Origin of the sequence: Pseudomonas sp. B21-010 (genome assembly GCF_024749325.1) — a bacterium.
GTDB classification, from domain to species: domain Bacteria; phylum Pseudomonadota; class Gammaproteobacteria; order Pseudomonadales; family Pseudomonadaceae; genus Aquipseudomonas; species Aquipseudomonas kilonensis.
Window position 1 is genome coordinate 3,186,662 of sequence record NZ_CP087198.1, and the last position, 22,305, is coordinate 3,208,966.

23 protein-coding genes and 3 tRNA genes are annotated in these 22,305 nt (G+C 59.4%); 16 read left to right on the forward strand and 10 right to left on the reverse strand.

The genetic code is table 11. The features are described from left to right. Positions 1 to 139: 139 nt before the first annotated feature. Complete coding sequence (locus tag LOY50_RS13980; RefSeq protein WP_258691170.1) at positions 140 to 952, forward strand: crotonase/enoyl-CoA hydratase family protein; 813 nt, start codon at positions 140 to 142, stop codon at positions 950 to 952. Positions 953 to 958: 6 nt separating this feature from the next. Continuing rightward, the gene (nudC, locus tag LOY50_RS13985) at positions 959 to 1,789 is read left to right on the forward strand and encodes an NAD(+) diphosphatase (RefSeq protein WP_258691171.1); all 831 of its coding nucleotides are present in this window, start codon (positions 959 to 961) and stop codon (positions 1,787 to 1,789) included. Here the strand turns inward: nudC and LOY50_RS13990 are convergent. Further along, positions 1,757 to 2,536, reverse strand: a complete 780-nt coding sequence (locus LOY50_RS13990; RefSeq protein WP_092143641.1) for a TSUP family transporter — start codon at positions 2,534 to 2,536, stop codon at positions 1,757 to 1,759. The genes nudC and LOY50_RS13990 overlap by 33 nt on opposite strands. 393 nt (positions 2,537 to 2,929) lie before the next feature. Between LOY50_RS13990 and LOY50_RS13995 the strand changes: the two genes are divergently transcribed. The 3 genes from LOY50_RS13995 (at position 2,930) to LOY50_RS14005 (ending at position 3,923) form a co-directional block, all read left to right on the forward strand. Then, positions 2,930 to 3,003: transfer RNA gene (locus LOY50_RS13995), tRNA-Cys, on the forward strand. A gap of 193 nt (positions 3,004 to 3,196) precedes the next feature. Next, a tRNA-Leu gene (locus LOY50_RS14000) sits at positions 3,197 to 3,283 on the forward strand. A gap of 193 nt (positions 3,284 to 3,476) precedes the next feature. Continuing rightward, positions 3,477 to 3,923, forward strand: a complete 447-nt coding sequence (locus LOY50_RS14005) for a hypothetical protein (protein WP_408980866.1) — start codon at positions 3,477 to 3,479, stop codon at positions 3,921 to 3,923. 117 nt (positions 3,924 to 4,040) lie between these two features. Here LOY50_RS14005 and LOY50_RS14010 read toward each other — a convergent pair whose 3' ends face one another. Then, positions 4,041 to 4,403, reverse strand: coding sequence for an NUDIX hydrolase (locus LOY50_RS14010; RefSeq protein WP_003201745.1), 363 nt, complete (start codon positions 4,401 to 4,403; stop codon positions 4,041 to 4,043). Between the two features lie 285 nt (positions 4,404 to 4,688). Here LOY50_RS14010 and LOY50_RS14015 point away from each other — a divergent pair, with 285 nt between their 5' ends. Continuing rightward, positions 4,689 to 4,874, forward strand: a complete 186-nt coding sequence (locus LOY50_RS14015; RefSeq protein ID WP_253474650.1) for a hypothetical protein — start codon at positions 4,689 to 4,691, stop codon at positions 4,872 to 4,874. 88 nt (positions 4,875 to 4,962) lie between these two features. Next, entirely contained in the window at positions 4,963 to 5,190 is a 228-nt protein-coding gene (locus tag LOY50_RS14020; protein ID WP_003201749.1) for a PLD nuclease N-terminal domain-containing protein, read from the forward strand. A 25-nt stretch (positions 5,191 to 5,215) separates the two neighbouring features. Here LOY50_RS14020 and LOY50_RS14025 read toward each other — a convergent pair whose 3' ends face one another. From LOY50_RS14025 to LOY50_RS14035, 3 genes are all read right to left on the reverse strand, one after another. After that, a complete protein-coding gene (locus LOY50_RS14025; protein WP_253474653.1) occupies positions 5,216 to 5,641 on the reverse strand; it encodes a hypothetical protein in 426 nt (141 codons plus the stop codon). Between the two features lie 121 nt (positions 5,642 to 5,762). Beyond that, on the reverse strand, positions 5,763 to 5,993 hold the full coding sequence (locus LOY50_RS14030; RefSeq protein ID WP_003201752.1) for a hypothetical protein: 231 nt from the start codon (positions 5,991 to 5,993) through the stop codon (positions 5,763 to 5,765). Between the two features lie 154 nt (positions 5,994 to 6,147). Beyond that, entirely contained in the window at positions 6,148 to 6,402 is a 255-nt protein-coding gene (locus tag LOY50_RS14035; protein ID WP_003201754.1) for a DUF6555 family protein, read from the reverse strand. Positions 6,403 to 6,632: 230 nt separating this feature from the next. On the opposite strand from LOY50_RS14035, the gene LOY50_RS14040 reads away from it, so the two are divergent. Both LOY50_RS14040 and LOY50_RS14045 read left to right on the forward strand, forming a co-directional pair. Next, complete coding sequence (locus LOY50_RS14040; protein WP_258691172.1) at positions 6,633 to 7,532, forward strand: polysaccharide deacetylase family protein; 900 nt, start codon at positions 6,633 to 6,635, stop codon at positions 7,530 to 7,532. Between the two features lie 103 nt (positions 7,533 to 7,635). Continuing rightward, positions 7,636 to 7,827, forward strand: a complete 192-nt coding sequence (locus LOY50_RS14045) for a DUF2188 domain-containing protein (RefSeq protein WP_258691173.1) — start codon at positions 7,636 to 7,638, stop codon at positions 7,825 to 7,827. A gap of 138 nt (positions 7,828 to 7,965) precedes the next feature. On the opposite strand, the gene LOY50_RS14050 is transcribed toward LOY50_RS14045, so the two are convergent. The 3 genes from LOY50_RS14050 to LOY50_RS14060 all read right to left on the reverse strand — a co-directional run bounded on the left by LOY50_RS14050 (position 7,966) and on the right by LOY50_RS14060 (position 11,096). Further along, positions 7,966 to 9,762 (reverse strand): DAHL domain-containing protein, encoded by a 1,797-nt coding sequence (locus LOY50_RS14050; RefSeq protein ID WP_258691174.1) that lies wholly within the window; start codon positions 9,760 to 9,762, stop codon positions 7,966 to 7,968. Between the two features lie 267 nt (positions 9,763 to 10,029). Then, on the reverse strand, positions 10,030 to 10,884 hold the full coding sequence (locus LOY50_RS14055) for a prohibitin family protein (protein WP_214512835.1): 855 nt from the start codon (positions 10,882 to 10,884) through the stop codon (positions 10,030 to 10,032). Between the two features lie 124 nt (positions 10,885 to 11,008). Further along, positions 11,009 to 11,096, reverse strand: a tRNA-Ser gene (locus LOY50_RS14060). 124 nt (positions 11,097 to 11,220) lie between these two features. On the opposite strand from LOY50_RS14060, the gene LOY50_RS14065 reads away from it, so the two are divergent. After that, complete coding sequence (locus tag LOY50_RS14065; RefSeq protein WP_214512834.1) at positions 11,221 to 11,892, forward strand: Bax inhibitor-1/YccA family protein; 672 nt, start codon at positions 11,221 to 11,223, stop codon at positions 11,890 to 11,892. Positions 11,893 to 12,155: 263 nt separating this feature from the next. Here LOY50_RS14065 and LOY50_RS14070 read toward each other — a convergent pair whose 3' ends face one another. Both LOY50_RS14070 and LOY50_RS14075 read right to left on the reverse strand, forming a co-directional pair. Next, complete coding sequence (locus tag LOY50_RS14070) at positions 12,156 to 12,434, reverse strand: DUF1652 domain-containing protein (protein ID WP_003201764.1); 279 nt, start codon at positions 12,432 to 12,434, stop codon at positions 12,156 to 12,158. 191 nt (positions 12,435 to 12,625) lie between these two features. After that, on the reverse strand, positions 12,626 to 14,089 hold the full coding sequence (locus LOY50_RS14075; RefSeq protein WP_258691175.1) for an MFS transporter: 1,464 nt from the start codon (positions 14,087 to 14,089) through the stop codon (positions 12,626 to 12,628). Between the two features lie 132 nt (positions 14,090 to 14,221). Here LOY50_RS14075 and LOY50_RS14080 point away from each other — a divergent pair, with 132 nt between their 5' ends. The 6 genes from LOY50_RS14080 to LOY50_RS14105 all read left to right on the forward strand — a co-directional run bounded on the left by LOY50_RS14080 (position 14,222) and on the right by LOY50_RS14105 (position 22,120). After that, positions 14,222 to 15,127: a LysR family transcriptional regulator gene (locus LOY50_RS14080; protein ID WP_258691176.1), complete on the forward strand. Its 906-nt coding sequence runs from the start codon at positions 14,222 to 14,224 to the stop codon at positions 15,125 to 15,127. A 332-nt stretch (positions 15,128 to 15,459) separates the two neighbouring features. Beyond that, positions 15,460 to 16,917 carry a serralysin family metalloprotease gene (locus LOY50_RS14085; protein ID WP_258691177.1) on the forward strand — a complete coding sequence of 486 codons (1,458 nt, stop codon included), beginning with the start codon at positions 15,460 to 15,462 and terminating at the stop codon, positions 16,915 to 16,917. Between the two features lie 132 nt (positions 16,918 to 17,049). Next, entirely contained in the window at positions 17,050 to 17,487 is a 438-nt protein-coding gene (locus LOY50_RS14090; protein ID WP_408980850.1) for an AprI/Inh family metalloprotease inhibitor, read from the forward strand. A 138-nt stretch (positions 17,488 to 17,625) separates the two neighbouring features. After that, on the forward strand, positions 17,626 to 19,425 hold the full coding sequence (locus LOY50_RS14095) for a type I secretion system permease/ATPase (RefSeq protein ID WP_258691178.1): 1,800 nt from the start codon (positions 17,626 to 17,628) through the stop codon (positions 19,423 to 19,425). Beyond that, positions 19,422 to 20,756 (forward strand): HlyD family type I secretion periplasmic adaptor subunit, encoded by a 1,335-nt coding sequence (locus LOY50_RS14100; protein WP_258691179.1) that lies wholly within the window; start codon positions 19,422 to 19,424, stop codon positions 20,754 to 20,756. The genes LOY50_RS14095 and LOY50_RS14100 overlap by 4 nt, the downstream gene beginning before the upstream one ends. A 14-nt stretch (positions 20,757 to 20,770) precedes the next feature. Then, entirely contained in the window at positions 20,771 to 22,120 is a 1,350-nt protein-coding gene (locus LOY50_RS14105; RefSeq protein WP_258691180.1) for a TolC family outer membrane protein, read from the forward strand. Positions 22,121 to 22,305 lie beyond the last annotated feature (185 nt).

Genomic DNA, 22,305 nt, shown 5'->3' on the forward strand with positions numbered 1-22,305 from the left:
GGCCCCATCGCGAGCAAGCTCGCTCCCACAATGGCTTGCGGTGAGGTCAGTCCCGCTTTTGGCCGATGCACTGCCTACGTCCTGTCGCGCTGGCTTGTTATAGTTCAAGCCTCTTTTCAGCCGGTAAAGGATCACTGCCATGTCGCAATACCAAGCGTTCAACGTCGAACTTGCAGACAACATTGCCCATGTGCAGATCAATCGCCCGGAAAAGATCAATTCGATGAACGCCGCGTTCTGGAGCGAGATCATCGAGATCTTCCAATGGATCGACGACACCGATGCTGCACGGGTGGTGGTGCTGAGCGGCGCCGGCAAGCATTTTTCCTCGGGGATCGACCTGATGATGCTGGCGGGCGTGGCCAACGAGCTGGGCAAGGACGTAGGGCGCAATGCACGCCTGCTGCGGCGCAAGATCCTGCAACTGCAAGCCTCGTTCAACGCCGTGGACAACTGCCGCAAACCCGTGCTCGCGGCGATCCAGGGCTACTGCCTGGGCGGGGCCATCGACCTGATTGCCGCCTGCGACATGCGTTACGCGGCCGAGGACGCCCAGTTCTCCATCAAGGAGATCGATATCGGCATGGCCGCCGATGTTGGCACACTGCAACGCTTGCCCCGGATCATCGGGGACGGCATGCTGCGTGAACTCGCTTATACGGGGCGCACCTTCGGTGCCGACGAAGCGCGCAGCATCGGCCTGGTCAATCGTGTCTACAGCGACACCGCCAGCCTGCTCGACGGCGTGATGGGCATTGCCCGGGAAATCGCCGCCAAGTCGCCGATTGCCGTGACCGGTACCAAGGAAATGATCAGCTACATGCGCGGCCACCGCATCGACGACGGCTTGGAATACGTCGCCACCTGGAACGCCGCCATGTTGCAATCGACCGACCTGCGCGTGGCCATGGCCGCCCATATGAGCAAACAGAAACCTGAATTTCAGGATTGATTGACCATGATTTCACGCTGGACCACCGCAGTACTCGATACCGCTCTTGCTGGCGGCTGGGCCGTTGCCCGTAGCCCTGAGGGCTTTCTGTTCGATGACAACGGCGCGCTGTTTCCCCGCGAATGGCTCAAGCGCCAAGACCTGTCGATTCTCGCCGAGCACGGCATCGGTCACCTGGATGGCGAACCGGTCTACCTGTTGGAGCTGCACAGCCCACTGGCCATTCCTGGCTGTAACTGGAAAGGCCTGCGGGCGTTCATGCTCGAGGATGACCACACACTCTACAAAGTGTTGGGCTATGCCGCGCAGATCGGCACCTGGGCCCGGGAGCATCGCTTCTGTGGCAGTTGCGGCAAGCGCATGAGCCAGATTCCGTTGGAACGGGCCATGTATTGCGACGCCTGTGAGCTGCGGCACTATCCGCGGATTTCACCGAGCATGATCGTGTTGATTACCCGCGGCGACGAAGTCCTGCTGGCCCGTTCGCCGCGTTTCGTCCCGGGCGTCTACAGCACCCTGGCGGGGTTTGCCGAGCCTGGCGAGTCGGCTGAGGATTGCCTGGTGCGCGAGGTTCGCGAAGAAGTCAGCATCGAGGTGAAGAACATCCAGTACATGGGCAGCCAGTGCTGGCCGTTCCCCCATTCGATGATGCTCGGTTTCCACGCTGAATATGCCGGTGGCGACATTGTGCCCCAGGAAGATGAAATCGAGGACGCCCAGTGGTTCAACGTCCATGACCTGCCACCGTTGCCGGCTTCGCGCTCCATCGCCCGCTACCTGATCGACCTGTATGTGGCGCGGCGCTTAGGCCACGCTGAACCAGTGCTGCCAGGCTAGGCGCACGGTCAAGCCCAGCACCACGGTGATGAACACCGGTCGGATGAACTTCGCACCGCCGCTGATGGCGGTGCGAGCGCCGAAGAACGCGCCGATCATCACCGACAGGCCCATGCTCAGGCCGATGACCCAGTCCACTTGCCCGGAAAAGATGAACACCGACAGCGCCGCGATGTTGCTGACGAAGTTCATGCTGCGGGCCACACCGCTGGCCTTGACCAGGTCGATGGGGTAGAGCAGCAGGCTGCTCACCGTCCAGAACGCCCCCGTACCCGGCCCGGCCACGCCGTCATAAAAACCCAGGCTAAAGCCTTGGGGCGACTGCCATGTCTTCTTGATCGGTGCGTCGCTGTCCAGTGGTGCCTTGGGCGTGCCGCCGAACAACAGGTACAAACCGCAGGCGAAGACGATCACCGGCAGCATCTTGTTCAGCCACTCGGCGGGCAAGTAATGGGCGACGATGGCGCCGGTCAGGGCCCCGACCAGGGTGCCGACGAGGGCATGAGTCCACTGCCTTGGGTGGAACAGCTTGCGCTTGTAGAAGGTGAAGCTGGCCGTCGCCGAGCCGAAGGTCGAACTGAGTTTGTTGGTCCCCAGGACCAGATGAGGCGGCAAGCCTGCCGTCAGCAGGGCTGGCGTGGTCAGCAACCCACCGCCACCGGCAATGGCATCGATGAAACCGGCAATGAAGGCGACAACAGCAAGGATAGCGAGGGTAGTGAGGTCAACGCTGAGTTCAAAAGGCATGGAATAGGCTTATTTAGCAGGTCGCAGAAGGGCTGCGGGGAAGGCCGGTATGTTACCCATAATGGTGCAGGGCTGCGACAGCCTCTAGGATCGGCGACATTCCCGTGGCGAGGGAGCTTGCTCCCGCTGGGCTGCGCAGCAGCCCCAAAAGCCTTCCACCCGCCACCTGACAGCCGAATGTGTTTGTCTGGCGGAAGCTGGGCCGCTGGACGATTTTTTTTTGAAATCAAGGGGTTGTCAGCCTAGGCAAATGAGTACATAATTGCGCCCATCGAACGCACTGAGACGTAAAAAATCTCAATGTTTTCAAGGAGATAGCGGCACCTAGATGCCCTGCATCCTGATCAGGTTTGTACCGCGGTTGATGTAGCAGCATCGCATCAAGCGTTCTGAGGCCGAATAGCAAAATGGTTATGCAGTGGATTGCAAATCCACCTACGCCGGTTCGATTCCGACTTCGGCCTCCACTTTTAAAAAGCTCTGTAGATCTATGATTTACGGAGCTTTTTTATTTGCGAAGCATTGAAAGCTTTTGTCTTGAAAAGGACATGAGCTACCTTGCTTCGCAGGGGAGGGATGTATATATTCCCCCTCTTGCTGCACCAGCCAGCACATCGGCCATTGGATTTTGCCGATGTTTCCATGGCTAACCGCGCTACCGCCCGAATGGCGAAACTGGTAGACGCATGGGACTTAAAATCCCCCGCTCGTAAGGGCGTGCCGGTTCGATTCCGGCTTCGGGCACCATCTAAAATCAAGGGTTTGCGGGCGAAAGCTAATGCAAACCCTTGTTCGTTTCTGCTTCTGGAAATTGCTGCGGAAATGGAGTCCAAGCCTGCGGGTATTTTCAAGCGCAAGCCTCTACACTGGGTGTCGAGATCCTTTAACCATGGAGAGGTAACGAGTGAAAACAATCGCAACGATGAGTCTATTGGCCTTGATGAGCAGCAGCGCTGACGCCGGGGAGACAACCTCCGTTGATGGGAAAACGCTGGCCGTGAACTTTGGCGAGCCGACCGTCAAGCAGGTTCTGCACTATCGGAAAATGTACGATAAGAAGCCTTTTCCCGATGCAGAAATTTATTACTACAGCAACGGTTTGTACAAGATCATCTCTCAGGGAGAAAACCATTACGGTGTCTACGTCTTGCAGGGCCAACACACCGACGAGACATACACCGTGAAGTTCATCTCCCTGCCTTCCCCGGACTGGGGAAATGAAACGGCGTATCACCAGCTCACCTTTATTCGAGGTGATGCACAAAACGTATTTATCCAGAACGCAATTGTCGACACTGGCGAGGCGATAGCCCAGCAGAATGGGACCTATACGCAGGAAAAAAATACTGTGGTGAATCCGATCAGTACTGCCTGGCAGAAGAAGTGAGCCCGTTGTCCCCAGCGGTTTGAGGGCAGACTTTTGATCATCTAATATTTATAAAACAATGGGTTGCATGATATTCCTCATGCAACCTGTTTGGTGCTGACCGTCGGTGTCGGCGCCTTACAACCGCCGCCGGAACGCCTCGAGAATGTCCCGCGTCCCCTTTTTCATTTGCAGTTGGGCAATGGCGTCCAGCGGGTGCCAGAGGCAATCGCTGATTTCATTCTGTGGCTTGGCCGCCGTCGAGTCGCTGACCGATGCTTCGAACACATGATGTTCGGTCTGCCCGTCACTGATTCGCATCAAGTAGAGCAGGTTCTCGACGTCCAGGCCGGTTTCCTCTGCCAACTCCCGGATGGCTGCCCCTGCATGGGTTTCGCCGCGCTCGACGGTACCGCCTGGCAACGCCCAGCGGCTATTGGCTTTGCGAACCAGGAGGATGTGGCGATTTTCCTCGCAGATGACGGTCGCTCGAATTTTCATGGAGGTGCTCGATCTGTGACTGTCATTAAAGTGAAATATAACTGCAATATTTGCGCCTGGCATTAGCTGCTTCGTTCAAATGTCGAGTTTTTCAAGGTCTTATCCACTACGACCGCGACGGAACGGGAAACACTGAGCTTATTTGTGCCTATCATCGCTTCACTCAATCTCTCCGACCGCTAGCACTAGGTTTTCGACCGGTTATCGCCTCAAATGAATCAGCTTCAAAAAAATGAATCCATGTTGGGTGCATTGGCCGGCCCCGATAGGGGAAGGAAGCGAGAAATGACCACCGTTGAAGACTTCAAGCTCAAATCCCATGAGCTCCTGGTAGAGCTCGATACGGCGACATCGGAAATGATGAAGCTCATATGTGTTCATCAAATGAGCGGATCGACCTGGGATGAGGCGGTCCAGCGTCAACATGAGGCCTATGAGCAATGGGTCGCTTATCTGAACGAGCGGGGATAGCTGCCAATGCGCGTCCCGAAGGTGCAAATTCTTTGAACGGCGCCTCAACGGCTCTGCCTAATCCTTGAACCGACAAGAGGATTAGGCCATGTCTGAATTAGCCAGTTATTTCTGGATCGCTGTTGCGGTGCTTTTGCTGCTCGTCGATTTGTGGGCGATCGTCAGTGTCTTTCGAAGCGACAAGTCGGTCGGGACCAAGGCGGGCTGGGCCCTGCTGCTGATCGTTTTGCCAGTGCTGGGCCTGGTCATCTGGGGCGTAGCCGGGCCTCGCGGAGTCAAGGAAGGTCCGTCATCGCCAGAGCACAGCAAGGGCTAGCCGAGAAGCGGCTGTGGGAGCCACCTCACCGGTTTATCCAATTGCCGCCGGTGGTTTCGCAGTCTTCCTGGGCCTGCTGCAACTGCTCGACGCCGTAGTAGTACCACGTCACTTTTGCATTATCGGGAAGGGTGGCCGACCCACCGCGCTTGTCCTTGCTGGTTGCGTGCGGGTTGGCCAACGCTTCCTGGGTCGGCTTCGCCTGGCATGTCGCCACGTATCCCTCGGCACAACGCTCGACTTTACGCTTTTGGGTCGTGAGCGTTCCCTTGCTTTCATTGCTGCAAGACCAATCGAGGGTTTCGGCGGGCATGCCTTTATATTCGTAGCAACTGTGGCTTTCGATCACTGGAACGGCCTGGCTCTGGGACCGTGTGATGACGTCGCAGCCTTGGGCCAAGGCGGCGGCGGGGCTCGCGCAAACGATCAATAGCAGGATTCTGGCATTCATGAGTTTCTCCCTTTGCGGATTCTGCACCGGTGCCTATCAATTTCGAGGTGCAAAAAAAGCCCACGTTCCATCAGTTTTCCAACCGGTAGAACTCAGGGAGAAACGGGGCTGGCGCAGCGCGTCAGCGAAACTTGGGTAGAGGGGGTTCAGCAGGCTTGAGCGACGTCAGCGCGCTCTGGATCGACGGAGCGTCCTTGTCGATGTCGTTGAGCCGGTCCCGGATGCGCACTGCGGTGGGATGCCCACCTTGGTGGTCGACCCAGTCGGCGATTTCCTTGCAGGCTGCCGTGAGCCTGGCCTGACGCGATTCGAGCAAGGTGAGCAGGGTGGTGATGGACTCTTTTTCGGACATGTCACACCTCCATTCAGGGGTTGATGAGGCAGCACAAAACCCGCCAGGGGGGCGGGCTGCGCCGTGGTTTAAGCGTAGTTGAGTTATTTCAGGTCCGTCGAAGAATCCGGCGTCCGGCTAGACAGCCGGCGTGCCGGAAACAATCCCTGTGTTGTCAGCTGGACTCCTTGACCCAGGACGGCGTGACGCTCGCCCGCCAGCGCACGTCGGTAATACCGTATTTCTCAGCAAGGGGCTTGGAGACCCGCTTGACCTTTTCTCTCCCGAATTTCGGTATGCGCCCGACCCCTGCGTCGCAACTGGCCCAATGCCAAGCCTCGGAGTTATTCATCACTTCTGCGCGAATAATGAATGACTTGGGTTCGCCATGGAGTATGTAGTCGATGATGTAAAGCGATGGCCCGCCCATAAATCCTCCCTAATTAGTCCTATACGGATGGATACAAAGGCATTCGGAAAATTCCATCGAATTTCCAGACGGTCAAATTAATTCCGCCCAGGCTCATGCATCGAGCAGCAGCAAAACAGTCGGAACTCGCGGCAAGGAACCAAACCCGGTTACCCTTCTCCAAGATGAGCTTCAACACCATGGGCCAGGGATCAAAGGCGACGCAGTGCGGCATCAACAAAAGGCAAAACATGAAAAACATCGCCAGGGTGCTGTTCATCGCAGCCCTCGCCATCGGTTTGTCGGGCTGCATTGGCGCCCCCATCGAACTGACGCCGCAAACCGAGCAACGCTTGCGCGAACAACCCCCGATCCGTTTCCTGCTGACATTCGATGATGGGCCCAGCGCCTCGTCTATCTGGAACCCTAGCCTGGAGGTGCTCGACGCACTGGCAGACAATCCGGTACAGCCCGGCATCAAGGCGGTGTTTTTCCTGCAGACCCGCGCACCACGGGCCGGTGGCAGTGATATTGGCCGCTCGGTAATGCGCCGTGAACAGCAGGAAGGTCATTTGCTGGCCTTTCATACGGCGACCTACTGGCACACCAATCACCGGTCGCTGAGCCCTGATGAGCTGGAGCAATCGCTCAGCAATGGCGGGAGCGATATCGCCGCCATTAGCGGCGCGGCACCGATCTTGGTGAGGCCGCCATTCTGGAGCTTCGACAAGCGCACCGCGGCCGCCTACCGACAACATGGCCTGCACATTCTGTTGACCGACTTGAGCGCAAATGACGGCAAAGTCTGGGGCATCACCATGAGCCCGCGGCGGCGGATCAACCTGACCCGGCAACTTTCCGAAGTGCGCGAGCGCATCGCCGCCGGGCAACTGCCAGCGGTGGACGGAGTGATTCCGGTGGTGGTGACGTTTCACGACATCAATCGTTATACGGCCCGGCATGCTCGCGAATACCTGCAAATCCTGCTCGACAGTGCCAAGGCTACCGGCGTGAGGACCGACGCCAAGCCATTCTATGATGACCACCAGGCGCTGGAGCGAGCAGCCTTGGCCCGGACAGTCGATCACAGCACCGAGCCCGTGCATTTGCCGGGGCTGTGGGACTGGTTGTGGGATTCGGACTCCCACTGAGGGCGCCACGAATGCGGCGGGTGTCGCGACATTCGGTTGGTCGCCCGGCGCAATCCGCGTGTATGGTAGGCCGTGCACCCTTGGTTAAAGTCGGAGGTGACCGATGAGTACTGCGATGCTGACGAAAATGCACATCAACGGTTATGACGTGCTTAGCGTAAACAGCGGCTCGTGGAGGGTCTGCACCCAGGCTGACCGGTTGGGTTCCTTTGCTTCCCGTGAGGAAGCGCTGGCCTACGCCGCCGCGTTGCCGACCCGAAGGGCCCGTAGCGGCCGGCCTGTAAACACGAAATAGATGGGGCCGGTACAGCCAGCCTCTTGGTGACAGGTAGGCCGCTATCGCGAGCAAGCTCGCTCCCACAGTTTTTCGGTTGTTCACCAAAAATCCCCTGTGGGAGCGAGCTTGCTCGCGATGGCGTTGGGTCAGCTGTGATCAGGCGCGGGCCAGTTCCAGCGGGACTTCCAGGGTAAACAGGGCGCCTTGCCCCGGTCCGTCGCTCTGTACATGGAGGCGGCCATTCATTTCAACCGCCGCCAGGGCGCAGCTGTGCAAGCCAAACCCATGGCCGTCCTTGCGGGTCGTAAAACCGTGATTGAAGATGCGGGCCAGGTTCTCCGGGGAAATGCCTTCGCCTCGGTCCTTGACGCTCAGGCTCAGTGTCGTTTCGTCGAGGATGCGGATCCCCAGGGTCATCTCCCGCGGATGCTCGCTGATGTGCGACATCGCGAATTTGGCGTTGCTGATCAGGTTGATCAGGATCAGCAGCAACCTGTGTTTGTCCCCCATGATCGCAGGAACGTCCTGATATTCCTTGATGACGGTGACGTGATGCCGACTGAGCGCGCCCGAGTTCATGCGTAGCGCATCTTCGAACAGATCGCTGACATTGAGCGGTTCGATCAGCCTGGCGGCCCCTGCATAGGTTTGTTGAGTGGTGACGATTTCCTTGATGTGATCGATGCTCTTGGTCAACTGCGCCAGCTCATCGATAAGCACGGTTTGTTCTGCGGCGATGGAGTCGACCAGTTCGTTGAAGTAACGCGGCAGCAACCGACCTTTTTCATCATGGGTGATGAACTGGCCAAGATCTTCGGCATGTTCATTCATCATTTTGACCGCCTTGGTGAGCCCGATCGTCTTGCTGTTCCTCAACTTGCGGGTTACGAGTTCGGCTGAAATGTTCACGCTGTTGAGCACATTCCCGACGTTGTGCAACACATTCGTGGCTATTTCGGCCATGCCCGCCATTCGGGCCGCATCCACCAGTTCGCGCTCGGCCTCCATCAGCTCTCGGGTGCGCTCCTGCACGCGCTCTTCGAGCCGCTCGTTGGACGTTTGCAGTTGCTGGTTGATCTGGTTGATGACGGCGTAACTGCGAACCAGCCGCACCGCCAGGTAGATCATCAACAGCGCCATGAGGCTGGCACACGCGCCCAGGTAGATATGGTATTGACGGTCCGCAGCGGCGGTCCTGCGCTGGGTCTCGTTCAATAGTTCGGTGATGCTGTCCAGTTCCTGGGCCACCGGAATCACGCTGATGCGATCCAGCAGATCATTGACGATCGGTTGTTCCTGGATAACGGATTTGACGTGCTGGGCCAGGGCAATGAAAAGGGGCTGGCTGGTCGCGGGCAGTCGGTCGACGTACTTCTCCAGATCACTCAATTGGCGCTGCACTTCCTCGGCTTTGTCCGAGGTGACATAAAGTGCGTACTCCAGCGTCGTCAGTGTCAGCTCACGAACATTGGAAGCTGTTGCCAGACGTTCCGTCGGGCTTTCGGCGCTCATCCCGTCGAGCAAGGTTTGAATACCGTCCTCGACGATCGGCAACTCATCCAGGGCGGTGCGTAGATTGGCGTTGTGTTGCTGGAATTGATCGACCAGCACCGTTTTGTTCTTGACCGCGTCCACGTAGCCGTTGCGTCTGGATGCCCAAAGAGCTGCCAGTGGGCCAGTGTTATTGAGCTGCTCCAACTGCTCCCATCGACTGCCGGCCTCAAGCGGCGGTGCCAACGACAGGTTGTTGTTCACGCCGATCTTTTTCCTGAGGATCTTGACGTTCCAGTTAGCGTCGGCCTGCTTGAGCTGGCGAATGAAGTCGCGGGATTCGAAGTAGGTCGATGAGTCGTACGTGTATGACTTGATCAAAAAGAATATCAGTGCAGCAAACACAATCAGCGCGACGGCCAATAGGGCGGGCCATTTATATTTTTTGATAATAGTGGTCACGCTATTCTCCTGTTCAGGGCGCTTATCGAAGGAGTCGGTGAATTCCCGAGGGGGGAGAGATGCTCGAGGGAGGAGCCGGAAGAGGGGAAAGGTAAACGTCGTACGGATTGGTGTGCCGGTTTGCTGTGGCCTGGGTACACGTTGGGCTCCCTGCTAACGATGAACGTCGGGTTCATGGCTGAGTGTAGCGCTAACGAGAGGGGCGATGCTGCTGCGCGAGTGCGCCGCAGTGAAGCAGGCGCGGCCGGGCAGGCCGCGCCAGTGGCGTTACTTGATGTCGATGAAGGGCAGGGTGCCGTTTGGCAGCACGGTGGTTGGCAAGACGCCATTCCAGCGTTCGGCCTTGGTCAGTTCCACCAGGTTCTGGTTGCTGGCCAGGGCCTGGGCCCGCGCCTTGATGGCTTCGGCTTCGGCTTTGCCGCGCAACTCAGTCGCCAGTGCATCTGCCTTGGCCTGCGCAACTTGCGAATCGGCCTCTGCCTGGGCCTGGGTCACGCGAATCTGTGCTTGCACCTGTTCGGTGGCTAGCTGTTGCTCGCGGGTCTTGACCTGGACTTCCGCGGCCATGCGCGCTTCGATGGCTTTTTCATAGGCATCACTGAAGTCGATGTTCTCGACCTGGACGCTGTCGATGATCACCGGCCCGGTAATGGTGGCCTTGATGGCCGTGGAAATATCGTTGACCAGTTGGACGCGGTTCTGCACGGCAGCCACGGCGTTGAACTTGCCGAATACGTTTTCCACCTGGGTAGGCACTTGGCGGCTGATCATCCGGTCGCGGATACCTTCCAGGTCCTTGAACTGGGTATAGACCTTCGCGACATCGGAAGGCGCGATGTGCCAGGACACGGACACCTTGAGCTGGGCGGACTGTTGGTCCTTGCTGTAGGCCTGCAGGTCTTCATAAGCCGTCACTTGGCTCTGGACGCTGATCAGTCGTACCGACTCGATAAATGGCGTCTTGAAGGACAGTCCCGGTTCAATGACGCCGACCAGCGCCCCGTTGCGCAGCAGCACACCACGCTCGGTTTCGTCGATCGTGTACCAACTGCCAAAGAACACGCACAACAGGACGATGCCCGCGATTGCAGCAAGGATGGAACCGATGGTTTTACTGGTCACTTTTCTTTCCTTGATTGGCTGGGGAGGGTTTGCCATAGCTGTGTCCAATGTTGAAGCTGCAATCGGCATTCTGAATGCCAGACACGAAAAAGCCCTGAATAATCAGGGCTTTAACGTTAGAAAATGGCGGAGGCGATGGGATTCGAACTCATGGACCTGTTACAGTCGACGGTTTTCAAGACCGTTGCCTTAAACCACTCGGCCACACCTCCATATTGCGTTGCGGGCGCCATAATACCCGAATGAAACACACTGTCAAACTCTCTACGTAGCTTGTTACAGAGCGTCTGTTATGATCCTTGCCACTGAATGTTTCAAAACCGGAGGAGTGTCGCCATGCGCGAACAGGATTACGCAGTGAACAACAGCGTGCAGGCTGAGCAGCTAGAGGTTAGCCGCGTCCTGCGCAACACTTATGGCCTGCTGGCACTCACGCTCGCTTTCAGCGGTGTGATGGCCTACGTCGCACAACAGATGCGGGTGGGTTACCCGAACGTCTTCGTCGTGCTGATCGGTTTCTACGGCCTTTTCTTCCTCACCAACAAACTCCGTGATTCGGCCTGGGGTTTGGTGTCGGCTTTCGCCCTGACCGGCTTCATGGGCTTTTTGCTCGGCCCGATCCTCAATCGCTACCTGCAAATGCAGGGCGGTGCCGAAGTGGTCAGCTCGGCCTTCGCAATGACCGCACTGGTATTTGGTGGCCTGTCGGCCTACGTGCTGATTTCCCGCAAGGACATGAGCTTCCTGGGTGGCTTCATCACCGCAGGTTTCTTCGTGTTGCTGGGGGCGACGCTGGCCAGCTTCTTCTTCCAGATCAGCGGCCTGCAACTGGCGATCAGCGCCGGCTTCGTGCTGTTCTCGTCTGTCTGCATCCTGTATCAGACCAGCGCCATCATTCACGGCGGCGAGCGTAACTACATCATGGCCACCATCAGCCTGTATGTATCGATCTACAACCTGTTCGTCAGCCTGCTGCAGCTGTTCGGCCTGATGGGGCGTGACGACTGATTGCATTTGTGATGAGTGAGCAGCCCGCTTTGGCGTGATGCTGTTCACATAGAAACAACGGCGTTTTTCAGAGATGAAAAGCGCCGTTTTTTTTGGTTTTAGGTGCGTTTTTTTGGGGGGCATATCCGTTACCGCAGAAACGGATATACACCCCAAAGCAAGAAAATCCCGAGCCCTCTCAAAAAAAAAACGGCACCTCCCTTGGAAAAAGGGAAGTGCCGCTTTTGGAACCTAGATGAACGGTATCGCCACATGAAGTGGACTTAAGAGGCAAACCGCCGCAACCCCACCGGTGGTACAAAGGCTTCCAGCTCAGCCTCCACCGCCTCGATTATTCGTTCAACATCCGGGGCATTCATCACAGTTGCGCAGGGGATACCCGCAATGGCGATCATGGTCTCGCCGCTGGCACGGTCAAACAGCCGGGCAACCATGCTGCCAGGCGCATCCATGCTCGCTTCGAATCCCATGGGATGGAAGTGCCAGCGCATCAACTGGCAAGCGTTGGGGAACGTAACCTTGCTGAAAGATCCTTTATTCATGTTGCCCGCCTTCTTCAATCGAGCGCTTCCTTTTGCTCATGTCAGGAAGGAAGAGCCATCATGGCTCTACCAGTGAGAACTAAAAATAGCACCTGAAAATGAAGCTCATGTGGATTTTTTCAGTCCATTTTGCGATTGGTTCACTTTTTTTGATCTGGATCACGACTTAAGCGGCTATGTACAGAATGCCATCACGCTTGGCTGGGGTTATCCCGAGACTCGGGCAATGGCTCTGGCACGTGGCTTTTCCAGGCGATGAGCAGGGCCAGGATCATCATCGCCAGGGCGACGGCGAAGGTCGTGTGCAGACCGTTCGTCACGGCGGCAGGGCTGGCGCGGGTGATGTCATTTGTCGCCGCCGCGGCTGCAAACACCGCGCCGAGCACGGAGGCTCCGGTGAAGAAACCCAGGTTGCGCGACAGGTTGAGCAGCCCGGCGATGACGCCTCGCCTCTGGGCAGCTACATCGGCCATGACTGCCGTGTTGTTGGCCGTCTGGAAGAACGCGTAGCCGAGGGTCGTCACCACGATGGCCGCGAGGTAGCCGACGGTGCCAAGGGCAGGGGGAACCAGTGACAGCATCAGGCAGCCGAGGACCATGGCCCCCAGGCCGGCGAGCCGCATGGGCTGCACGCCGAAGCGATCCGCCAGGCGTCCGGCAGGCACTCCGGCCAACGCCGCGACAGCTGGGCCTGCGGCCAGCGCCAGCCCCACGAAGACCGCCGGCAGTCCGAGGGTGATGGACAAGTAAAAAGGCCCCACCAGCAGCGTCGCCATCATGACCGTCGCAACCAGGGCGCTCGTCGCCAGGCCTGATACCAATGATTTGTCGCGAAACACCGTCAAGGGAATCAACGGCGATAAGGCCCGGGACTGGGCCCGAATGAACAGCCCGCCGCCCACGAGTGCGATCAGCAGCAACGCAAGATTCAATCCGCCAAAGCTTCCGCGTCCGGAAGTCATGGACAAGGCATAGGCGGCGAGCGTCATTGCCAACAGCAATGTACCGGTTACATCGAAGCGGGTTCCTTCGGGCTTCGGCGGCACTTCACGCACCGGTAGCGAATACCACGCCAGCCCTAGCGTCAGCAGGCCGAGAGGGATATTGACCAGGAACAAGGCCGGCCAACCGAACCCGCTGATCAACATGCCGCCAAAGGACGGTCCGAGGGCCGTGCCCACTGCCGACAGCGTTGCCAGCAGCCCCATGGCACTGCCGGTTTTTCCCTGATCGACCGTTTCGCCAACCAGCGCCAGGGTCAGCGTCATCATGATGGCGGCCCCCAGGCCTTGCAGCGCCCGACCTGCGACCAATAGCCAGAGCGAGGGCGCCAAGCCGCATACCGCCGATGCCAAGGTGAACAGGGCGATACCGGCCAATAGCAGCTTGCGCCGGCCCATCAGGTCTCCCAAGCGGCCAACACTGACAATCAGCGTGGTGATGGCCAGCAGATAGGCCAGCACCACCCATTGGATCTGCTGGAAAGAGGCCCCGAGCACCTCGGCCAGCGTCGGCAGTGCCACCGCAGCCACACTGGCGCCAAGGGAGGCTAGCAGCGTCGAGAGCGCAAGGCTGGCCAGGGCCCAACGAGGTGAAAAGAGCCGGTGTGCGGGCGCGGTTGCCGGCCGGCTTTGTTGCGTGTTGACGGGTTTCATCGTGTCACCTGTATCCGTGGCGCTCGAAACGGAGCTGTCAGAACGTTACGCCTGGGCATAACATGGCGGAAGACGCAGCATTTGCACGTTATAGCTGCAGCAAACGCCATCTGTTCAATTCGAGATACCGCCATGTCCTCGCCTGACCTCAATCTGCTCATCACCCTTGATGTGCTGCTCTCGGAAGGCAGCGTGGCCCGGGCCGCCCGGCGCTTGCAGCTGAGCCCGTCGGCCATGAGCCGGGCACTGGCGCGGCTGCGTGAAACCACCGGTGACCCGCTGTTGGTTCGGGCCGGGCGAGGGCTGGTGCCGACGCCCCGTGCGCTGGAATTGCGCGAACAGGTCAGCCACCTGGTGCAGCAGGCCCAGGCGGTGCTGCGGCCAGTGACGACCCCGGATCTTGGCCGCTTGAGCCGAACTTTCACGTTGCGCACCCGCGAAGGGTTCGTGGAGAACTTTGCCATCGACCTGATCACTCGCATTCACGAACAAGCGCCCGGCGTGCGCCTGCGTTTCGTGGAAAAGACCGACCGCGACAGCACGGCGCTTCGCGAAGGCACCGTGGACCTGGAGACCGCCGTCGTGGACAAGGACACCAGCCCGGAACTGCGAACCCAGGCGTTGTTCAGCGACCGCTTGATTGGCGTAGTGCGCGCGGGACACCCGCTGAGCCAGACAACAGTGAGCGCCGCCGGTTATGCCGCAGGTGGGCATGTCGGTGTGTCGATGCGCGGCCTGGATCATGGCCTCATCGACCAGGCCCTGGCGGCGCTGAATCTGTCCCGGGAAATCGTCACCACCGTGCCAGGCTTTTCCTCGGCGCTGGGACTGGCCCGCTCCAGTGACCTGATCGCCAGCGTGCCTGAACGCTACACCGCGAGCCTGCGGATCGGCCTGCACAGTTTTACGCTGCCGTTTCCCGTGCCTGGGTTCACGATCGCCGTGCTCTGGCATCCGCGGATGGACGCCGATCCTGTGCATCGTTGGTTTCGAGGTTGTCTGCGAGAAGTGTGTGCACGTAAAACCGTAGAGGTTTAGTAGATATTCATTAATAGCATTACGCTGGCACTTAGTTGGCGAAAGTGCGACGCCGTACGCAAATTACTAGTTATCGATATTTAATATTTAAATAGATTTTTGTCCGACAATCCGCAACTCGGGCGATTTAGTCGGGGCACTAACGAGGCAGAACCCTATTGTTTATGGGCGTTAAGGGCAGTGCGTGAAATTGAACGAAAAAAATTGCTAGACGTTTGATTTCCAATTGTGTCAGGTTTCTTACGTCCTCATTGGGCGAGTGATAGGACGATCTCGCCAGAGATTGTCTGTCTGACTAAAACTGTTCCATTTGCAAACAAGGAAGTATGTTTATGTCGAAAGTCAAAAGCAGCGCTATTGATTCTGCCGAGCAACTCCTCTGGGCGCCGCAATCATTGGCGGCTGCCAGCAATGCGTTCAACCAGATCAATAGTTTCAGCCACCAATACGACCGGGGCGGTAACCTGACCGTCAACGGCAAACCGTCGTACTCTGTCGACGAGGCGGCCACTCAGTTGCTGCGCGACGGCGCGGCTTACCAGGACCGGGACGGCAGCGGCAAGATCGAGCTGACCTACACCTTCCTGACTTCCGCTTCTTCCAGCACCATGAACAAGCATGGGATCAGCGGCTTCAGCCAGTTCAGTGCGCAGCAGAAAGGCCAGGCAGCCCTGGCCATGCAATCCTGGGCGGACGTGGCCAATGTCACCTTCACCGAAAAAGCCAGCGGCGGCGACGGTCACATGACCTTCGGCAACTACAGCGGCGGCCAGGATGGCGCGGCGGCGTTCGCTTATCTGCCAGGGACGGGTGCCGGCTATGACGGGACCTCCTGGTACCTGATCAACAGCAGCTACACCCAGAACAAGAACCCGGACCTGAACAACTACGGCCGCCAGACCCTGACCCACGAAATCGGTCACACCCTCGGCCTGGCCCACCCCGGTGACTACAACGCTGGCGAAGGCAGCCCGACCTACGATGACGCCACTTATGGCCAGGACACCCGTGGCTACAGCGTCATGAGCTACTGGAGCGAAAGCAATACCGACCAGAACTTCAGCAAGGGCGGCGTCGAAGCCTACGCCTCCGGTCCGCTGATGGATGACATCGCGGCCATCCAGAAGCTCTACGGTGCCAACACCACGACCCGTACCGGCGATTCGACCTACGGTTTCAACTCCAATACCGGTCGCGATTTTCTCAGTGCGTCTTCGTCGTCGGACAAAGTGGTGTTTTCGGTATGGGATGCGGGCGGTCGCGATACCCTGGATTTCTCCGGTTTCACCCAGAACCAGAAAATCAACCTCAATGACGCCTCGTTCTCCGATGTTGGCGGCATGGTAGGCAACGTCTCCATCGCCAAGGGTGCCGTCATCGAAAACGCCATCGGCGGCGCGGGCAGCGACTTGCTGATCGGCAACACGGTGGCCAACGAGCTCAAGGGCGGCGCGGGCAACGATATCCTTTGGGGGGCCGGCGGTGCAGACAAGCTCTGGGGGGGCTCGGGGGCGGACACGTTCGTGTTCGCCGCCAGTTCCGATTCGCGGCCGGGGGCGACGGACCAGCTCCTCGATTTCGTCAGCGGCCTGGACAAGATCGACCTGACCGGTATCACCAAGGGCGCGGGCCTGCACTTCGTGAGCGCATTCACCGGTGCGGCGGGCGATGCGGTGTTGTCGACATCGGGTAGCAACAGCCTGCTGTCGGTGGACTTCTCCGGACACGGCGTGGCTGACTTCCTGGTCAGCACCGTTGGCCAGGCAGCGGTCTCGGATATCGTGGCCTGATGCTAAACCCTGTAGGAGCTGTCGAGCGGAGCGAGGCTGCGATCTTTCCCCAGGCACCTGAGTCTCAAGCGAAAAGATCGCAGCCTCGCTTTGCTCGACAGCTCCTACAGGACCCCGGCCAGGATGGAAAAAATGCGTAGAAAATTTATGCCCAGTAGCGTTCAGGCAACCGCCGGGTTGCTCGCTACGCTGATGATGTTTTGTGGAGAAGTCGCCATGGCGCGCAGCCTGTTGTTAGCAGAACCCTCGCAGTTGGCCGGTCAATGGCAGGCTGTTTTGTCGAGCCCGCAGGACAACGCGCAAACCCAGGCGATGCAGGACAAGCCGTCCAACAGTTGCCTCGTCGAACTCAAGATGGACCAGACCCTGGGCGGGCAAACCGACTGCCTGGGCCAATGGTTGGGGGATGAACCGGTTCGTTGGTTCACCGAACCCGACGGACTTTCCCTGATTGGCAAACAAGACTCCAGGACTCACTTGGGGCTGCGTCAGGGAGACCATTATCAAATGACGTTGAAGTCCGGCTTGATACTCAGGCTTGAACGCAATAAATCCCAGAGTGCTCATTAACGAGTGAGTACAGTTGAGTCTTGATCGAAGTGCGCTTGTTTGAACAGGCGTGCTTTTCGGTGTGGGCCGAATTTAAAAACAAAGATTGGTAAGTTGAATAACGGCCCATTCGCGGGCAAGCCAACAGCAAGGAAGATCATGAATAGGGTAAGGAGCGTTGCCGCGGTGCCGCTGTTTAAAGCGCTGGGTGATTATAAAAATATTCTGATCAGTGTTGGATGTTTTACCGCACTGATTAATGTCCTGATGCTCGCGCCTTCGATTTATATGCTCCAAGTATATGACCGCGGGTTGTCATCACAGAACGAGACCACGCTGGCGATGTTGTCATTGATGGTTGTCGGCTTCTTCGTATTCATCGGGCTGCTGGAAATGGTCCGTAGCTTCGTCGTCATCCGCATCGGCAGCCAGTTGGAGAGACGTTTCAATCTCCAGGTGTACAAGGCCGCGTTCGAGCGCAATCTGCGCCAGGGTGAAGGCAACGCCGGGCAATCGCTGGGCGACCTCACGCATATTCGCCAGTTCCTCACCGGGCCGGCGCTGTTCGCTTTCTTCGACGCGCCGTGGTTTCCCATCTATCTGCTGGTGATCTACCTGTTCAACGTGTGGCTCGGCGTGTTTGCCTCCGTCGGCACGCTGCTGCTGATCGGCCTGGCCTGCCTTAACGAGGCCATGACCAAAAAAGCCTTGGGGCAGGCCAGCGTCTACTCGCAACAATCCAGCCAGCTGGCTACCAGCCATTTGCACAACGCCGAGACGATCCAGGCCATGGGCATGCTCGGCGCGCTGCGCAGCCGCTGGTTCGCCGTGCACTCACGGTTTCTCGGCCTGCAGAACCAGGCCAGCGACACCGGCGCGGTAATCAGCTCCCTGAGCAAGACCCTGCGCCTGTGCCTGCAATCGCTGGTGCTGGGCTTGGGCGCACTGCTGGTGATCAAGGGCGACATGACCGCCGGGATGATGATTGCCGGCTCGATCCTGATGGGACGGGTATTGAGCCCCATCGACCAGTTGATCGCCGTGTGGAAGCAATGGAGCGGCGCCAAACTGGCTTACCGGCGTCTCGACGCGCTGTTGCAAGCGTTTGCGCCCCAGGATGACGGCATGATGCTGCCAGCGCCCAAGGGCCAGGTGAGCTTCGAACAAGTGAGCGCGGGACCACCTGGGCAACGCAGCGCGACGCTGCAGCAGGTCAGCTTCAGCTTGGCTGCCGGGGAAGTGCTCGGTGTGCTGGGGGCTTCCGGTTCCGGCAAGTCGACCCTGGCCCGAGTCCTGGTGGGTGTGTGGCCGACCCTCGCGGGTACGGTGCGCCTCGACGGGGCCGACATTCATCGCTGGAATCGCGAGCAACTCGGCCCGCACATCGGCTACCTGCCCCAGGACATCGAGCTGTTCAGCGGCAGTATTGCCGAGAACATCGCCCGGTTTCGCCAAGCCGATCCGCAAAAAGTCGTCGCTGCCGCGCAGCAGGCCGGGGTTCATGAGCTGATCCTGCGCCTGCCCCAGGGCTATGACACGGTGCTGGGGGAGGACGGCGGTGGTTTGTCCGGCGGGCAGAAACAACGGGTTGCGCTGGCCCGGGCGATGTACGACCGGCCGAGCCTGGTGGTGCTCGACGAACCCAACTCCAACCTCGACACGGTTGGCGAAGCGGCGCTCGCCAGTGCCATCGCGCAGATGAAGGCCCAGGGCACCAGCGTCGTGTTGGTCACCCATCGTTCCTCGGCACTGGCCCAGGCCGACAAGTTGTTGGTGCTCGACGAAGGCCGGCTACAAGCCTTCGGCCCAAGCCAGCAAGTGCTGCGGGCGCTTTCCGGCCAGTCGGGCTCACAGGACAACGCGCCGCGCAGCTCACCGCCGAACAGTCCCCAGGCGGCCCCCAACGGACTGAGCATGAGTCGCCAGTACCAGGCCGCCAGCAAACCGGGTGGCGCATGAGCAAGGAGCGCGACATGAATCTCGAACATTCTCAGGACGTTGAGCAGCCGGAGCGCGACGCCCGTTTCTTCACCCGCATGGGCTGGGCATTGGCGCTCGTTGGCGCGGGCAGTTTTTTCACCTGGGCCAGCCTCGCGCCGCTGGACCAGGGCATCCCCGTGCAGGGCACCGTGGTGGTTTCAGGCAAGCGCAAGGCGGTGCAATCGATGAGCAGCGGCGTCGTCAGCCGGATCCTGGTGCGCGAAGGCGAAGCGGTGAAGCAGGGCCAGCCGCTGTTCCGCCTGGACCAGACCCAGGCCGCCGCCGATGTGCAATCGCTACAGGCACAGTACCGGATGACCTGGGCGAGCCTGGCGCGCTGGCAAAGTGAGCGGGACAACCTGTTGCAGGTGAGTTTTCCGGCCGAGCTGAGTCGCGATCCCGATCCACGCCTGGCCCTGGTGCTCGAAGGCCAGCGGCAACTGTTCAGCAGCCGCCGCGAAGCCTTCGCCCGGGAACAGGCGGCGTTGCGTGCAAGCATCGAGGGCGCCGCGGCGCAATTGGCGGGCATGCGTCGGGCCCGCAGCGACCTGACCGCCCAGGCCGAATCCCTGCGCCTGCAACTGGGCAACCTGCAACCCTTGGCCGACAACGGCTACATCCCGCGCAACCGCTTGCTGGACTATCAACGCCAACTGTCGCAAGTACAGCAGGAACTGGCGCAGAACAGCGGCGAAAGCGGAAGGGTGGAGCAGGGGATCGTCGAGTCGCGGCTGAAGCTGCAGCAGCACAACGAGGAATACCAGAAAGAGGTGCGCAGCCAGTTGGCCGACGCCCAGCTCAAGAGCGAAACCCTGCAAGAGCAACTGAAATCCGCCGGCTTCGAGCTGCAGCACAGCGAAATCCTCGCCACCGCCGATGGCATCGCCGTCAACCTGGGGGTGCACACCGAGGGCGCAGTGGTGCGCCAGGGCGACACCTTGCTGGAAATCGTTCCCCAGGGCACGCGGTTGGAAGTGGAAGGGCATCTGCCGGTGCACCTGATCGACAAGGTCGGCCCGCATTTGCCGGTGGACATCCTGTTTACCGCCTTCAACCAGAACCGCACGCCGAGGGTGCCGGGGGAAGTCAGCTTGATTTCCGCCGACCAGATGCTCGATGAGAAGACCGGCGCGCCGTATTACGTCCTGCGCAGCAGCGTCAGCGACGTGGCGATGGACAAGCTCAACGGCCTGGTGATCAAGCCCGGCATGCCGGCCGAGATGTTCGTGCGCACGGGCGAGCGCTCGTTGCTCAACTACCTGTTCAAACCGCTGCTCGACCGAGCCGGCTCTGCGTTGACCGAAGAATAAGGATGTCCGGCGGTATGAAGCGTTTCTATTGGGTGGCCGTGCTGGCCGTTTCCGTGTGCAACAACGCCTGGGCCATGGGACCGTTCGAGTTCTACGAGCAGGCCCTGCGCAATGACCCGGTCTACCTGGGCGCGATCAAGGAGCGCGATGCGGGCCTGGAAAATCGCGCCATAGGCCGCGCCGGGCTGTTGCCACACCTGGGCTACAGCTACAACAAGGGGCGCAACCAGTCCAAGGTCACGTACCTCAACGATCGCGGCGCCAGCCAGCATGACGATCGCAACTACAGCAGCTACGGCTCCAGCCTGACGCTGCAACAACCGCTGCTGGACTATGAGGCTTACGCCGCCTATCGCAAGGGCGTGGCCCAGGCGTTGTTCGCTGACGAAAGTTTTCGTGGCAAGAGCCAGGAGTTGTTGGTGCGGGTGCTGAGTCATTACACCCAGGCGCTGTTCGCCCAGGACCAGATCGACATTGCCCAGGCCAAGAAAAAGGCGTTCGAGCAGCAATTTCGCCAGAACGAGCATCTGTTTCGCCAGGGCGAAGGTACGCGCACCGACATCCTCGAGGCGCAGGCGCGTTATGAGCTGGCAATCGCCGAAGAGATCGAGGCACGCGATGAGCAGGATGCCGCCTTGCGTGAGCTGGGCTCGCTGATTGGCGTCCCGGCCCTGGATATCGGCGACCTGGCGCCGCTGCACGACACCTTCCAGACCTTTGCCTTGCAACCGGCCAGTTTCGACACCTGGCACGAGCTGGCGGTGAGCAATAACCCGAACCTGGCGTCCCAGCGCCAAGCGGTGGATGTGGCGCGTTTCGAGGTGGAGCGCAACCGCGCCGGGCACCTGCCCAAGGTCAGCGCCTACGCGACGATGCGCCAGAACGAATCGGAAAGTGGCAATACCTACAACCAGCGCTACGACACCAACACCATCGGCCTGGAAGTCAGTGTGCCGCTGTACGCCGGTGGCGGGGTCTCGGCGTCGACCCGCCAGGCCAGCCGCAACATGGAACAGGCCGAATACGAGCTGGATGCCAAGACCCGCGAGACGCTGATCGAATTGCGCCGCCAGTTCAGCGCTTGCGTATCGGGGATGAACAAACTGCGTGCCTACCAGAAGGCCCTGAGTTCCGCCGAAGCGCTGGTGGTCTCGACCCGGCAGAGCATCCTTGGCGGCGAGCGGGTCAACCTCGACGCACTCAATGCCGAACAACAGCTCTACACCACCCGCCGCGACCTGGCCCAGGCCCGTTACGACTACCTCATGGCCTGGACCAAGCTGCATTACTACGCCGGCACCCTCGGCCCGCAGGACCTGGCGAAGGTGGATGAGGCGTTTGTGTCCCAGGCGTCAATTCAATGATCGGCGCGTTGTTTTTGTGGCGAGGGATTGTTCCCGCTGGGCTGCGCAACGGCCCCAAAAAAGCCTGCGAGCGCTTCGCACTCGAGCGGGAGCAAGCTCCCTCGCCACAAAAGCCAAGGCAAGCCACAAAGCCAAGGCAAGGCAAGGCAAGCCACAAAACTTAGGTCAGCCAAAAAGCCAAGGCT

Bases quoted from the DNA above. Each gene is read 5' to 3' on its own strand.
- LOY50_RS14095 (WP_258691178.1), top strand. From the start codon at position 17,626: ATGAATAGGGTAAGGAGCGTTGCCGCGGTGCCGCTGTTTAAAGCGCTG.
- LOY50_RS14010 (WP_003201745.1), bottom strand. From the start codon at position 4,403: ATGAAAATTCGAGCGACCGTCATCTGCGAGGAAAATCGCCACATCCTC.
- LOY50_RS14035 (WP_003201754.1), bottom strand. From the start codon at position 6,402: ATGGGCGGGCCATCGCTTTACATCATCGACTACATACTCCATGGCGAA.
- LOY50_RS14040 (WP_258691172.1), top strand. From the start codon at position 6,633: ATGAAAAACATCGCCAGGGTGCTGTTCATCGCAGCCCTCGCCATCGGT.
- LOY50_RS14020 (WP_003201749.1), top strand. From the start codon at position 4,963: ATGTCTGAATTAGCCAGTTATTTCTGGATCGCTGTTGCGGTGCTTTTG.
- LOY50_RS14025 (WP_253474653.1), bottom strand. From the start codon at position 5,641: ATGAATGCCAGAATCCTGCTATTGATCGTTTGCGCGAGCCCCGCCGCC.
- LOY50_RS14085 (WP_258691177.1), top strand. From the start codon at position 15,460: ATGTCGAAAGTCAAAAGCAGCGCTATTGATTCTGCCGAGCAACTCCTC.
- LOY50_RS14100 (WP_258691179.1), top strand. From the start codon at position 19,422: ATGAGCAAGGAGCGCGACATGAATCTCGAACATTCTCAGGACGTTGAG.
- LOY50_RS14075 (WP_258691175.1), bottom strand. From the start codon at position 14,089: ATGAAACCCGTCAACACGCAACAAAGCCGGCCGGCAACCGCGCCCGCA.
- LOY50_RS14015 (WP_253474650.1), top strand. From the start codon at position 4,689: ATGACCACCGTTGAAGACTTCAAGCTCAAATCCCATGAGCTCCTGGTA.
- LOY50_RS14070 (WP_003201764.1), bottom strand. From the start codon at position 12,434: ATGAATAAAGGATCTTTCAGCAAGGTTACGTTCCCCAACGCTTGCCAG.
- LOY50_RS14080 (WP_258691176.1), top strand. From the start codon at position 14,222: ATGTCCTCGCCTGACCTCAATCTGCTCATCACCCTTGATGTGCTGCTC.
- LOY50_RS13990 (WP_092143641.1), bottom strand. From the start codon at position 2,536: ATGCCTTTTGAACTCAGCGTTGACCTCACTACCCTCGCTATCCTTGCT.
- LOY50_RS14105 (WP_258691180.1), top strand. From the start codon at position 20,771: ATGAAGCGTTTCTATTGGGTGGCCGTGCTGGCCGTTTCCGTGTGCAAC.
- LOY50_RS14030 (WP_003201752.1), bottom strand. From the start codon at position 5,993: ATGTCCGAAAAAGAGTCCATCACCACCCTGCTCACCTTGCTCGAATCG.
- LOY50_RS14005 (WP_408980866.1), top strand. From the start codon at position 3,477: ATGAGCAGCAGCGCTGACGCCGGGGAGACAACCTCCGTTGATGGGAAA.
- LOY50_RS14045 (WP_258691173.1), top strand. From the start codon at position 7,636: ATGAGTACTGCGATGCTGACGAAAATGCACATCAACGGTTATGACGTG.
- LOY50_RS13980 (WP_258691170.1), top strand. From the start codon at position 140: ATGTCGCAATACCAAGCGTTCAACGTCGAACTTGCAGACAACATTGCC.
- nudC (WP_258691171.1), top strand. From the start codon at position 959: ATGATTTCACGCTGGACCACCGCAGTACTCGATACCGCTCTTGCTGGC.
- LOY50_RS14065 (WP_214512834.1), top strand. From the start codon at position 11,221: ATGCGCGAACAGGATTACGCAGTGAACAACAGCGTGCAGGCTGAGCAG.
- LOY50_RS14090 (WP_408980850.1), top strand. From the start codon at position 17,050: ATGCGTAGAAAATTTATGCCCAGTAGCGTTCAGGCAACCGCCGGGTTG.